This is a genomic window from Actinoallomurus sp. NPDC052274 (assembly GCF_040679475.1).
Lineage (GTDB): Bacteria > Actinomycetota > Actinomycetes > Streptosporangiales > Streptosporangiaceae > Actinoallomurus > Actinoallomurus liliacearum.
Genome location: NZ_JBFAUT010000040.1, coordinates 1 through 12,808 on the forward strand (window position 1 = coordinate 1; position 12,808 = coordinate 12,808).

The window sequence follows — 12,808 nt, forward strand, 5'->3', positions numbered from 1 at the left end:
GCCGCCGCCCGCGCGCGTCGCCCCGCCGGCCCTCACCCCGCCGGCCGTCGCCCGGACGGCCGGAGCCGTGCTCGCGCACCCGCCGGAGGACGAACTGCTCGTCGAGGAAGCCGGTCCACTTGTCCAGGTCGATGGCGTAGCGCTCGCGCATGCCCCGGTCCCTGATGCCCGCGATGATCGGCGCGGCGGCGTCGATCGCGGCGAGCCGGCCCTCGGTGGTGTCGAGGTCGTACTTGGCGATCGTCGCCTGGATCGCGAACCGGAACAGCGGCACGCGGGCGGCGACCAGGTCGCGCACTGCCGCGTCACCGTGCTGGAGCCGCAGGTCGCACGGGTCGAGGCCGTCCGGCTGCACGGCGACGAACGTCTGGGCGGCGAACCGGTGCTCCGTCTCGAAGGCGCGCAGCGCGGCCTTCTGACCGGCGGCGTCGCCGTCGAAGGTGAAGATCACCTCACCGCTGGCCTCGTCCTGGTCCAGCAGCAGCCGGCGCAGGATCTTGATGTGCTCGTCGCCGAAGGAGGTGCCGCAGGTCGCGATCGCGGTGCCGACACCCGCCAGGTGACAGGCCATGACGTCGGTGTAGCCCTCGACGATCACCGCCTGCCGCCGCTTGGCGATGTCCTTCTTCGCCAGGTCGGCGGCGTACAGCACCGAGCCCTTCTTGAACAGCGGCGTCTCGGGGGTGTTGAGGTACTTGGGGCCGTCGTCGCGCTCCTCCAGCCGGCGCGCGCCGAACCCGATGACGTCGCCGGTGAGGTCGCGGATCGGCCAGATCAGCCGGCCGCGGAACCGGTCGATCGGCCCGCGCCGCCCCTGGCTGGCCAGCCCGCCGGTGACGAGCTCCTTGTCGGTGAAGCCCCGGCCGCGCAGGTGCCGGACGAGCGCCTCCCACTCGTTCGGCGCGTAACCGACGCCGAACCGCTCCGCGTCCTCCCGGCCGAAACCCCGCTCGGCGAGGAAGCGGCGGCCGAGCTCGGCCGCCGGGGTGAGCAACTGCTCGGCGAAGAACTCCGCGGCGGCCCGGTGCGCCTCGATCAGCCGGGTGCGCTCGCCCTTCTGCCGATTGGGGACGTAGCCGCTGTCGGTGTAGCGGAGCTGCACGCCGGCCTTCGCGGCCAGCCGCTCGATCGCCTCGGCGAACGACAGGTGCTCGATCTTCTGCACAAAGGAGATCGCGTCACCGCCTTCCCCACAGCCGAAGCAGTTCCCCGTCAAAATATTGTCTTCGAGGACGAAGGCATGCCCCTCGTCCACTACAGCGCAGAAGACCTCTTCGACTCGGCCGGTCTCCTCTACAGACTTCACCACCCAGCCTCGACGGGCGAACTTCTTCGCCGTCGATTCAAACCGGAAACGGTGCTCGTCGATCAGGAAGAAGTCGTCGGTGAGATCTTCGTTGGCGAAGTGAACTCGAAAGATCGAACTCGGCTCCCGCCCTGGGAACCCTTCCCTGACCTGCTCGGTGATCCCGTAAGTCCCGATGCCCAGTCGAGCGCAGAGCGTACGCACATACTCAAGAACATCTCGATCAGCGCAGTGGAGCATGACCGTACCGTCCTTGGCCACATGGCCGTCTGCGGCCACATAACCGGCCAGCCACCCGTAGAGGTACGGCGTCGACTCGTCGAGCGACGGAAGCTCCCGGAAGAACCGGGGGAGGTGGTGAACGAGAAGCCGACCGCGCCAGCCACTGGATCCCGCCGCGTCATCGACCGTCACGTGGTTGAGGGGGAACCACTTCAGTAGCTGGTGGTCCTTGATGGTATCCAGCGTGGCGACACTTCCGGTGCCATTGAAAGTGCCGTCACCGAACGTGATGCCGTGGGCGATACCGAACGGTGATGGTGTCGTGCGCTTGACGCGCGAACCAGGGAACACCCAGGCGAGTCGATGCCCCTGGTTGAGGTCACGGGTGACGACTTCGCGATTCCAGTCACGCCTCTGGCCCGCACGCACGAACCAACGGTGCTCCGCGGTGGCGTAAAGCTCCTTGGTCTGACCGTTTCGCCCCAGGACCACCTTCATCAGGGGCTGGACGCCGAAGGAGTAGAACGGAGCGTCATGCCACTGCGCGTCCCGCCCCAGGATGCGGTGGGTGCCGCCCGCCAGCTCGCGGATCGGTCGCAGTCCCTCCCACGTGAGCACTCGGGTCTCACCCGCCAGGCAGTGGAACATCCCGTTCGAGACGTTGAAGGACGGCGATTTCTCGTCGTGGAACGGGCAGAGGCCCTTGAGCGCGCCGCCGCCCGCGTTACGGAGCTGGACGTACTCCCCCACGACCGCGTCGATCGGCGACCGTTCACGTACGAGGGCGATGTCTTCATCACGGATCCGGCCTGCCACGTCGGCAGTCTAGTCCTGACCTCGGACACCGCGGGCCGTACCGGGCACCCCCGGAGAGGGCCGCGTGACCTGATCAATTGGCGCGTCAGCAGTCTGGACAAATCACGGAAAGGCGCGATGTACTTACTCAACTTCGGCGGCGATGGCGGATGCCGCCGTCACTCTGCATCGAGTGGTTTCGGGGGCCGCGATGAACCCGCGCGAGCGACGGAGGGCCGCCATAGGTCGACCCGGCGACACAAGGTGGAACCATGACCGAGCGAAGCGAGGGCATCAATAAGCACAGCACCTTGGTCATGAGGCCGACGAAGGAGGTCCCGTGACCGAGCGAAGCGAGGGCACCAATCGGCACAGCACCTTGGTCATGAGGCCGACGAAGGAGGCCTCATGACCGAAGTCGTCCTCGACGCGGTGAACAAGGTCTACCCGGACGGTTTCCACGCCGTGCGGAACGTGAGCCTGCGCGTACCCGACGGCGAGCTGTTCGTGCTGCTCGGCCCGTCCGGCTGCGGGAAGTCGACGCTGCTGCGCATGGTCGCGGGCCTGGAGGACATCACCTCCGGTGACCTGTGGCTCGGCGGCAGATACGCCAACGACCTCCCGCCGCGCGACCGCGACCTGGCGATGGTGTTCCAGAGCGGCGCGCTCTACCCGCACCGCGACGTCCGGGGCAACATCGCCTTCCCGCTGGAGATCTCCAGGGACGTGTCGTCGGCCGACCAGGAGCGCATCGTCGAGCTGTCGCGGGCGCTCGGCATCGAGGAGACCCTGAACCGCCTGCCCTCGACGCTGTCGGGCGGCCAGCGCCAGCGCGTCGCGATGGGGCGGGCGCTGATCCGCGAACCCGGCATCTTCCTGATGGACGAGCCCCTGTCCAACCTGGACGCGGGCCTGCGCACCGAGCTCCGCATGGAGATCAGCGCCCTGGTCCGCAGCCTCAAGGTCACCACGCTGTACGTGACCCACGACCAGACCGAGGCGCTCACGCTCGCGGACCGGGTGGCGATCATGCGGCAGGGCGTGCTGCAGGACGTCGGCACCCCGCAGCAGGTGTACGACGACCCCGCGACGATGTTCGTGGCGGCGTTCCTGAGCGCCCCGCCGATCAACCTCATCAGGACGGGCGTCTGGGCGGATCAGGAGGAGGGGATCATCCTCGGCCTCGGGAACCAGCGGCTGGTCCTGCCCTGGTCCGATCCCCGCGCGCCCACGCTGGTGTCGCACCACGGCAAATACGTGACGGTCGGCGTCCGCGCCGACGCCCTGCGGCCCGCGGCGGACGGCCTGATCGCGGGCCGGGTACGGGCGCTGGAGTTCCACGGCTCCGAGTGGCTCGCCTACGCGGAGGCCGGCCTCCCGCACGTCGATCCGGAGGCCCCGTACGAGAACGACCCGCCGTGGGCGAGCCCGGAACCGAGCTCCGGCGGGGGCGTGCTGCGCCGGATCCTGCGGTCCGCCGGGATCGTCGCCGAGGACCCCCTGCCCGAACCGGGCCGGCACGACGGCCATCACCGCCGGTCGGACGTGGTGTTCCGGCTCGAGTCGCGGTCCGGCGTGGCGGTGGGCGACGCCATCCGGCTGGCCGTCGACACCGACCGGATGCTGCTGTTCGGCGAGGACGGCCGCCGCGTCGACCCCGTACGCCGCTGACCGCTGCGGACCCGGTGGCGCGCCGTCGCGTGGACGGCGCGCCGACCTCGCGGGGTACGCGTCAGTCCCGGTTCGGGGGCTGGGTGTGCATGGTCCCGGCGACGCGGTTCCACATGTTGATCTGGGCGACCTGGGCGACGAGGAACGCCGCCTCGTCCGGTTTGAACGCGTCGGTCACCGCGGTCCAGATCTCGTCGGAGACCTCCTCGGGTCCCCTGGTGGCGGCCTCGGCGTAGGCCAGCGCGGCCCGCTCCGCGTCGGTGTACAGCCGCGACTCCCGCCAGGCGGGCAGCTGAATGATCCGGTTCAGGTTCTCGCCGAGTTCGAGCGCCTCGTGCGTGTGCATGTCGATGCAGAAGAGGCAGCCGTTCAGCTGCGAGGCGCGGATCTTGACGAGCTCGCGGACGGTGGCGGTCAGCGGTCCCTTGCGGATCGCCTGCTCGGCCTGGAGGAACGCCTTGTAGACGTCGGGTGCCAGTTCGGCGACGTTCAAGCGCGACATCGCGTCAACCCTTCTCGGTGGTGGTTCTTCGCCAGGGAGACGAGACGGCACCGGCCGGTGTGACGGGTTCCGGAAGGAATTTCAGGATGCCACGCTGACGTGCGTCAGCTTCTCCGGATTGAGCACCCGCCGGATCGCCAGGATCCGGCCGTCGGCGGCGATGTCGAACGTGTCGATCACCGCGACCGCGCCGTCCCGGAGGATCGCCAGGGCGGGCTCGCCGCCGATCTCGCAGGGGACGGCGTGGCCGAGCGCCCAGCGAACGCGGACCCGCTGCAGCACCTCGGCCACCTTCCTGCCGCCGACGATGAGCTTGCGCGCCGCCGAGACCCTGCCCCCGCCGTCGGTGACGTAGACCACGTCGGGGTGCAGCAGCTTGACCAGTCCCTCCAGGTCACCGGTCTCGTACGCCGCGCGGTAGGCCGTCAGCACGCGCTCCCGCTCGGGCCGGGTCGCGCGCGGCCGCTCCTTGGCGGCGGCCACCCGGCGGCGCGCCCGGGAGGCGAGCTGCCGGCTGGCCGCGGGAGTGTTGCCCAGCACCCCCGCCACCTCGTTGAAGGGCACCTCGAAGACGTCGTGGAGGACGAACGCGACCCGCTCCGACGGCGTCAGTTCCTCCATGACGAGGAGCATCGCGGTGGCGACCGACTCGTCGACCAGCACCGGCTCGGCGGCGTCCGGCCCGGTCAGCAGGGGTTCCGGCAGCCAGGGACCGACGTAGGCCTCCCGGCGCACCCGCGCCGAGCGGAGGATGTCGTACGACCGTCGCGCCGAGACCGTCACCAGCCACGCGCGTACGTCCACGACATCGGACAGGTCGGCGGCCGCCGCGCGCAGCCACACGTCCTGCGCGACGTCCTCCGCGTCGGCGACGGTGCCGAGCAGCCGGTACGCCACCCCGAACACCGCCGGGCGGTGCTCCGCCCACTCCTCGTCGGTCACGGGCCGACGGTACCCGGCACGCCCGCACCGGCTCGGCGAGGGGTGCACCGGGCCCGCCGGGCGGAGCGCCTACACCAGCTCGGCGAGGGGTACCGCGGGGTCCGCCAGCCGCGCGGCGTCCACCGGACGGCCCGACCGGATCAGCGCCTGGATGTCCCCGGTGACGTCCCAGACGTTGACGTTCATCCCGCCGACGACCCTGCCGCCCGACAGCCAGAACACGATGAACTCCAGCTCGTCGGTGTCGCCCGAGACGTACGCCGCCGGGTCGGTCCCGCGGTACACGACCTGGTCATAGCCGCCGACCCAGGCGCCGGACGCCTCCATGCCCAGCTCGTACTGGTCTGTGTAGAAGTAGGGGACGCGGTCGTAGACGACCGGTCGTCCCAGCATCGAGCGCGCCGCCGCGGGCCCGCCGTTCAGGGCGTTCGCCCAGTGCTCGACCCGGATCCGCCGGCCCAGCAGCGGGTGGTCCGCCTTCGCGACGTCGCCCGCCGCGTAGACGTCCGGGTCGGAGGTGCGCAGCGACGCGTCGACCACGATGCCGTCGTCCACCTCCAGGCCCGCCTCCTCCGCGAGCGCCGTGCCGGGCACCGCGCCGACGCCGACGATCACGACGTCGGCGGGCGTCTCCGTGCCGTCCGTCGTGAGGACGGACGACTCGGTGATCTTAGCGACCTCGCCCGTGACGAACTCCACGCCGTGCCTGCGGTGCAGGGCCGCGAAGACCTCCCCGAGCTCCGTGCCCAGGGAGCGGCGCAGCGGCGTGGACGGCGCGATGATCCGTACCTCGTTGCCGTACGCGCGAGCGGCCGCCGCCGCCTCCAGCCCGATCCAGCCGGCGCCGACGACCGCGACCCGCCGGTCCCCGGGCTCCAGAGCCGCGCGCAAGCGCTCGGAGTCGGGCGCGTCCCGTACGTAGTGGACGTGCCCGAGGTCGGCGCCGGGAACGGCCGGCCGCCGGGCGGACGCGCCCGTGGTGAGGAGCAGCTTGGTGTAGCCGACGCGTTCTCCGTCGGCGAGCCGTACCTCGCGGGCGGCGCGGTCCAGTCCGCTCACCCGGACGCCGAGACGCAGCTCCACGTCGTTGTCGGCGTACCAGGACTCCTCGTGGACGTACGCCTTGTCGAAGGGGTCCTTGCCGGCCAGGAAGCCCTTCGTCAGCGGCGGCCGCTCGTACGGCCGCACCGTCTCCTCGCCGATCAGGACCACGCGCCCGGTGAAGCCCTCCTCCCGCAGCGTCTGCGCGGCCTTCGCGCCGGCCAGGCCGGCTCCGACGATGACGTACGTCTCGGAAACGGGCATGGGCACCTCCACTTTCTGGATCAGCGTCAGCCCAGTATCCTCCGCGCGCCCGTCTCGGGAGGGCGCAGCGCGCGAAGCGTCAGCCGAGGAGTTCGCGGTGCCAGGCGAGCGCCGACGTGTCGGTCAGCGAGGCGATCTGGTCGACGACGACGCGCAGCCGCGCGCGGTCGTCGGCGGCCTCGGCGTAGAACCCGCGGAACACCGGGTCGAGGACCCGCGGGGCCTGCCGCGCGACCGCGTCGGCGAGTTCGGCGATGAGCTCCCGCTGCCGGGCCTGCAGCGCGCCGTGGTCCGCGCGCCCCATCACGTAGCGCGCCGCGACGCCCTTGAGCACGGCGCACTCCAGCCGCCGCGCGCGCGGCACGACCAGGTCCGCCGCGTACCGCGTGAGCGGACCGGTGCCGTACGCCTCGTGCGTGGCCCGCTCGGTGGCCCGGCAGAACCGGCCGATCAGCTCGCTCGTGAGGTTCTTCAGCGCGGCCGCGGCGCGCAGCGTGCCGTCGTAGGCGCGCGGCCAGTACGGCTCGGCGAGCAGTCCGGTGAACCGCTCCTCCAACTCGGCGACCTCCGCCTCGCAGTAGAGCCGGGCGGTCAGCTCGCAGACGGCCCGGCGTTCGGCCGGGTCGGCCAGCCGCTCCAGCCGGATGTGCCCGGCGTGCAGCCCGTCCTCCAGGTCGTGCACGGAGTAGGCGACGTCGTCGGCCCAGTCCATGACCTGCGCCTCGAAGCAGAGCCGCGCCCCGCCGGCGGGAGGCGTATCGCCCGGCCGCCCGCCCTCCTCACCCGCTCCGCGGGCGCCTCGTCCGCTCGCCGCGTCGGGTCCGCTCCCTGGAGCGCCGTCCCGCAGCCAGGCGAAGACCCGCCGGTCCTCCTCGTAGACGCCGTACTTCGCGCCGTCACCGACCGGCGTCCTCCTCGGCCAGGGGTACTTCACGGCCGCGTCGAGCGCCGCACGGGTGAGGTTCAGGCCGACGCTGCGACCGTCCGGCGCGAACGACTTGGCCTCCAGCCGGGTCAGCAGGCGCAGGCTCTGCGCGTTGCCCTCGAACCCGCCGCACGCGGCCGCCACCTCGTCGAGCGCCGTCTCGCCGTTGTGGCCGAACGGCGGATGACCGAGGTCGTGCGACAGGCACGCGACCTCCACGAGGTCCGGGTCGCAGCCGAACGCCTTCCCGAGCTCCCGGCCGATCTGCGCGCACTCCAGGGAGTGGGTGAGGCGGGTCCGCGGGCTGTGCTGACCGCGCTGGTCGCCCGCCGCCGGCTCGACCACCTGTGTCTTGGCCGCCAGCCGGCGCAGCGCCGCGCTGTGCAGCACCCGCGCCCGGTCCCGTTCGAACGGCGTGCGCTCGCGCCGCTTCGGCGGCTCGGGCGCCCAGCGCGCCGTGTCCTGCTCGGTGTAACCGGTCATCGGAGTCCGAGCGTATCCATGTAGGCAGGCCCTAGAGTGCGGGCATGCCCGATGGACCGTACCGACGCCGCAGCGCCCGTGTGCTCCTCATCGACGACGCCGACCGCGTCCTCCTGCTCCGCCTGCTCCATGACCACCGCCGCCGCGCACGCGGTCACTACTGGCTGACGCCCGGAGGAGGCGTCGACGACGGCGAGGCGCTCCACGAGGCGGCGGCCCGGGAGCTGCGCGAGGAGATCGGCCTCATCGTCGCCCCGGAGGACCTCGGGACGCCGGTGGCGACGACCTCCGGGTACGCGGAGTTCAGCTGGGCGAAGGGAACGTTCCGCGACGACTTCTTCCTGCACCGGGTCACCGCGCACGAGGTCGACACCGGCGGCCTCCAGCCGTACGAGCTGAAGCACGTCAGCGGGCACCGGTGGTGGACCGTGGACGAGCTGGCCGCCACCACGGAGGCGGTCTACCCGTTCGGGCTGGTCCCGCTGCTGCGCGACCTCCCCGCCGGCTGTCGCCCGGCCGAGCCCGTCCTGCTGCCCTGGCACCACTGAACCGGCCGTGCCAAACGTCACCGCGGCAGGTTATGGTCCTTTTCACCGCTCTGTCCGTACGTCTCGAGGGCCGCCCATGCTCACCACGTTCCGCGCCGCGGTCGCCGTCGTACTGCTGGCCGGCTTCTACGTGCTCGTCTCCGCCATCACCGCCGGTACGGTCTTCTTCGACTTCTACGCGGTGAAGTACGGCCACGCGGGCGGCTTCAAGGTCGCGGCGTTGGCCACCTTCGGCGTCCTGGCGATGCTGCGCGGCGTCTTCGTCGTCGGCCGCCGCAAGGACGAGGAGCAGCCCGGCGTCGCGGTGACGCCCCACGACGAGCCGGAGCTGTGGCGCACGGTCACCGAGCTCGCCCACCAGGTCCAGACCCGGGTGCCCGACGAGATCCGCCTCGTCCCCGACGTGAACGCCGCGGTCAGCGAGAACACCCGGCTCCTCGGCCTCATCCCCGGGCGGCGGTACATGTACATCGGCATCCCGCTCATGCTCAGCCTCACCGCCGACGAGATGCGCGCGGTGCTCTGCCACGAGCTCGGGCACTACAGCGGATCGCACACCCGCCTGGGCGGCATCACCTACCGGGGACGTACGTCGCTGATCAGGACGATCGAGCGGCTCCGGGACCACGCCATCATCCGCACCATCTTCCTGCTGTACGCCAAGCTGTACCTGCGGGTGTCGCAGGCGGTGTCCCGGCGGCAGGAGCTGGAGGCCGACGCCGCGGCGGTCGCCGTCTCCGGGCGGCGGCCGATGGGCGAGGCCCTCCGGAAGGTACGCGCGAGCGCGGCGGCCTGGAACTTCTACCTCGGTTCCTACTGTTCGCTGATCGGCCCCGCGCAGGCCCGTCCGGCGGACCTGTTCGCCGGGTTCTACACACTGCTGCGCGAACCGAGCCGGCAGGAGGAGCTCGCCAAGGTCGTGAGCGCGCCCGAGGAACGCTCGCCGTACGACTCCCACCCGAGCCTGGCCGAGCGCCTCGCCGCGATCGCGGCGCTGCCGGAGCCGGCGGCGCGTCCCGACCCGCGGCCGGCCCTGGCGCTGCTCGCCGACCCGCAGCGCGCCGCGCTGGCGACGCAGGCGTCGATGCTGACCGACGAGGCGCTCCGCCTGCCGGTCCTGGAATGGCCGCAGATCGTCGAACGCGGCCTGTACGCCGGGGCGAACGCCGAGGCGATGAAGGACGTGTTCACCGCCGCCGGCCAGGCGACGAACACGCCGCAGCCGACGGTCGACACGGTCCTGCGGATCCTCGCCGGCGGCGGCGCCGGCGACCTCGGCAACCGCCTCCGGATGGCCGGCTGGCAGGGCGATGACACCCGCGCGCTGGTGGCACGCGTCGTCGCCCGCGCCTTCGAGGGCCTGCTCATCCAGGCGGGCCGCGCCCGCTACACCTTCTCCTGGTCCGACGTCGCCCGCCTGGTCGACGGCGACGGCGCCGAGGTCGACCTGTCCGACCTCGTCCGCAGGGCGGTCGACGACCCCGGTCAGGTCAACTCCCTGTACGAGCACCTGCTCCGCCTGGGCATCACCCCGGCGTCCGCCCTCGCCCCCGCGCCGGCCCCAGGTGGCGCGGCCCCGGCTCCGGTCGGCACCGTCCCAGGTGCGGGCGGCATGTACGCAGGTCCTGGCGGCGCGGTGCCAGGTGCGGGCGGTGTGGTGCCTGGTACCGGCGGCGCGGTCCCTCCCCCGGGTGGAATGGCACCCCCTCCGCGCTGATCCGTGCTCTCAGGGCCGTACCGGACGCTCGGTGACCGCACCGCGGAGCCGGACGACCACCGCTCGACGACCGACTCGTCACGATCGGCCGCAGCAGGTCTTGCCGTCAGAGCGCGACCGAACCTGAGGTCGGAGTCATCAAGCCATAGATGCCGACGACGCACAGGGCGATCACGATCGTCGACCACAGCGGGAAGGCGTTCAGGAAGGCGAATTGGCCAAGGATCACCAGCGCGGTGAGCGCGATGCCCGGTGTTCTGGCCCATGCCTTCCTGGCGAGGATCGCACCACCTATGACGAGTTGCGCGACTCCCAGAATGAGCCAGATGCAGCCCCAGGCGGTGTAATTGAAGATGAGCAGCCTGCTCGACCCGACCTGGTAGTAATGGTCCTTCAGGAGAGCGGTGAGCCCGTCCAGGATGTTGAAGAAGCCCACCACGCAGACCAGCAGGCCGGCGAATGCCAACCAGCCCGATGTGGTCGGTTGTCGGGAAGCATGACTTCCCGCGGAGCCCGGCATGACAGTCCTCTGGTCGACAGGAGTTCTACAGCAGCCGTCGTTCCCCGCCCCTGCCCTCGTCATACGACACGAGTCACCTAGTTTTCGGTTCCTGGAAAGGGCCTTGACTCGTCGCTCACGCTCCGGCTCCGGCTCCGGCTTCGCACGAGGCCCGACCCCTGGGCCTGGCGGTGCCGTCCCGCCTGCGACGAACCGCCGGCGGCCGTTCCCGTCCGGGCAGCGGACGGGAACGGCCCGCGGCTCCCCCTCCAGGGGCCGGTCAGGGTGTCAGCCCGTGAAGCCCTTGAAGATGTTGGTGAACTCGTACGTGCTCTGGCTGATGCCGCTGCAGGTCGGCGAGACGGAGCCGTTCGGGCAGCCGCCGTTGTCGCGGCCGACCGACCAGAAGCCGATGTACCCGACGTGGTTGGTCTGGGCGTAGCTCAGCAGCTGACTGGCGACGGCCTGCGTGGTGGTCGGCCCGGTGTCGTTCTTCCCGATCATCGGGGTGAGGCCGAGCATGCCCTTGAGGTCGGCGTCGCTCTTGCCGGGCCAGACCTGCTTCATCTGCCCGAGCGTGGAGTTCGCCGCGGCGATCAGGGCGTCCCCCCACGATCCCGAGTACCCGAAGTCCATCAGCATCGGATTGACGGTGACGTTCAGACCGCGGGAGGCGGCGTCCTGCAGGATCTGCACCGAGAACGGGTCGACGCCGTAGTCCGAGGACTGCACCCGCAGCGTGTAGGTGACCGTGGTGCCGCGCTCGGTCTGCAACTGCTTCAGCGCGGTGTTGACCTGCGCGACCGGGATGGACGCCTCGACGTCGACGTCGATCCGGTTGCTGCCGACCGCGTCGAGCGCCTTCTCGTAGGCGGCGAGCAGCGCGGACGAGCTGCCGCAGGTGTTCTCCAGGTACGGCCCGGTCGCGCCGCCGGTCGCCACCGTGACGTCGCCGCCGACGCTCTTCAGGTCGTTGACCTCGCCGATCACGCGCGAGTCGTTCAGCGGGATGGTGCCGCCCCACGACGGGTTGCACCCGGTGCTGTCCGCGAGCGCGAAGGCCAGGGTGAAGTGCTTCTGGCCCGTCGCCGTGGCCACGTCCTTCAGCGTCGGGCTGGCCATCGTGATGTCGATGTAGGGCGAGAACCGGCCGCCGCCCGTGCCGCCGCCTCCACCGCCGCTGCTGTCGGTGGTGGCATTGACCGTGGCGCTGAAGGCCGAGGCGTTCCCGGCGGCGTCCTTGGCCCGCACCTTGAAGCTGTACGAGGTCGACGCGGCCAGCCCCGACACCGTCGCACTGGTCCCCGACACCGTCGTGGCCAGGGACGACCCCTGGTACACCTCGTACCCCGTCACCCCAACGTTGTCGGTCGAGGCGTTCCAGGACAGGGAGACGCTGGAGGAGGTGTGCCCGGTGACGGTGAGCCCGGTGGGCGTGCTCGGCGGCTGCGTGTCCGAGCCACCGCCGCCTCCCCCGCCGTCACAGGCGGCGCCGTTCAGCGTGCAACCGGACGGCGTCCCGCTCCCCGACACCACGAACCCGAACGACACCGAACCACCCGCCGGGACCGACGCGTTGTAGTCCCGATTCTTGAACGTGTAACGCGACCCCGACTGCGTCAACAACGCGTCCCAGTACGTACCCACCGACGACCCCGACGGCAGATCGAACGCCACCGTCCAACCACTGACCGCCGATGAACCGTTGTTCGTGACCGTGAACTGGCCCTGGTAACCGCTCCCCCAATCCGACGTCTTGGCGAACGTCGCCGTGTTCGCCGCCGCGTACGCCGACACCGCGGTCAGCACGACGGCCAGGGGCAGTAGCAGCATCCCGACGAGCAGGGACGCGATCCTGGATCTCTTCAAGGCGGGGACCTCTCTCGTGGGGCC

General features: G+C 71.2%; 10 protein-coding genes. 3 read left to right on the forward strand and 7 right to left on the reverse strand.

Features of this window, described 5'->3' with window-relative positions:
* Nucleotides 1–2,344, reverse strand: a 2,344-nt coding sequence (gene dnaG, locus AB0K82_RS28800; RefSeq protein ID WP_364402869.1) for a DNA primase, incomplete at its 3' end; no start/stop codon positions are given.
* A gap of 387 nt (nt 2,345–2,731) precedes the next feature.
* Here dnaG and AB0K82_RS28805 point away from each other — a divergent pair.
* The gene (locus AB0K82_RS28805) at nt 2,732–3,994 is read left to right on the forward strand and encodes an ABC transporter ATP-binding protein (protein ID WP_364402872.1); all 1,263 of its coding nucleotides are present in this window, start codon (nt 2,732–2,734) and stop codon (nt 3,992–3,994) included.
* 61 nt (nt 3,995–4,055) lie between these two features.
* Here AB0K82_RS28805 and AB0K82_RS28810 read toward each other — a convergent pair whose 3' ends face one another.
* The 4 genes from AB0K82_RS28810 to AB0K82_RS28825 all read right to left on the reverse strand — a co-directional run bounded on the left by AB0K82_RS28810 (nt 4,056) and on the right by AB0K82_RS28825 (nt 8,151).
* Nucleotides 4,056–4,496, reverse strand: a complete 441-nt coding sequence (locus AB0K82_RS28810) for a carboxymuconolactone decarboxylase family protein (RefSeq protein WP_364402874.1) — start codon at nt 4,494–4,496, stop codon at nt 4,056–4,058.
* Nucleotides 4,497–4,577: 81 nt separating this feature from the next.
* Nucleotides 4,578–5,438, reverse strand: a complete 861-nt coding sequence (sigJ, locus tag AB0K82_RS28815) for an RNA polymerase sigma factor SigJ (protein ID WP_364402877.1) — start codon at nt 5,436–5,438, stop codon at nt 4,578–4,580.
* A 69-nt stretch (nt 5,439–5,507) separates the two neighbouring features.
* Nucleotides 5,508–6,743: an FAD-dependent oxidoreductase gene (locus AB0K82_RS28820; protein ID WP_364402879.1), complete on the reverse strand. Its 1,236-nt coding sequence runs from the start codon at nt 6,741–6,743 to the stop codon at nt 5,508–5,510.
* Nucleotides 6,744–6,822: 79 nt separating this feature from the next.
* Complete coding sequence (locus AB0K82_RS28825) at nt 6,823–8,151, reverse strand: deoxyguanosinetriphosphate triphosphohydrolase family protein (protein WP_364402882.1); 1,329 nt, start codon at nt 8,149–8,151, stop codon at nt 6,823–6,825.
* A gap of 44 nt (nt 8,152–8,195) precedes the next feature.
* Here AB0K82_RS28825 and AB0K82_RS28830 point away from each other — a divergent pair, with 44 nt between their 5' ends.
* Both AB0K82_RS28830 and AB0K82_RS28835 read left to right on the forward strand, forming a co-directional pair.
* Nucleotides 8,196–8,699: an NUDIX domain-containing protein gene (locus tag AB0K82_RS28830; RefSeq protein WP_364402885.1), complete on the forward strand. Its 504-nt coding sequence runs from the start codon at nt 8,196–8,198 to the stop codon at nt 8,697–8,699.
* A 76-nt stretch (nt 8,700–8,775) separates the two neighbouring features.
* A complete protein-coding gene (locus tag AB0K82_RS28835) occupies nt 8,776–10,416 on the forward strand; it encodes a M48 family metalloprotease (protein ID WP_364402888.1) in 1,641 nt (546 codons plus the stop codon).
* A 106-nt stretch (nt 10,417–10,522) separates the two neighbouring features.
* On the opposite strand, the gene AB0K82_RS28840 is transcribed toward AB0K82_RS28835, so the two are convergent.
* Nucleotides 10,523–10,936: a hypothetical protein gene (locus AB0K82_RS28840; RefSeq protein ID WP_364402890.1), complete on the reverse strand. Its 414-nt coding sequence runs from the start codon at nt 10,934–10,936 to the stop codon at nt 10,523–10,525.
* A 267-nt stretch (nt 10,937–11,203) separates the two neighbouring features.
* Entirely contained in the window at nt 11,204–12,784 is a 1,581-nt protein-coding gene (locus tag AB0K82_RS28845) for a cellulose binding domain-containing protein (RefSeq protein ID WP_364402893.1), read from the reverse strand.
* Nucleotides 12,785–12,808 lie beyond the last annotated feature (24 nt).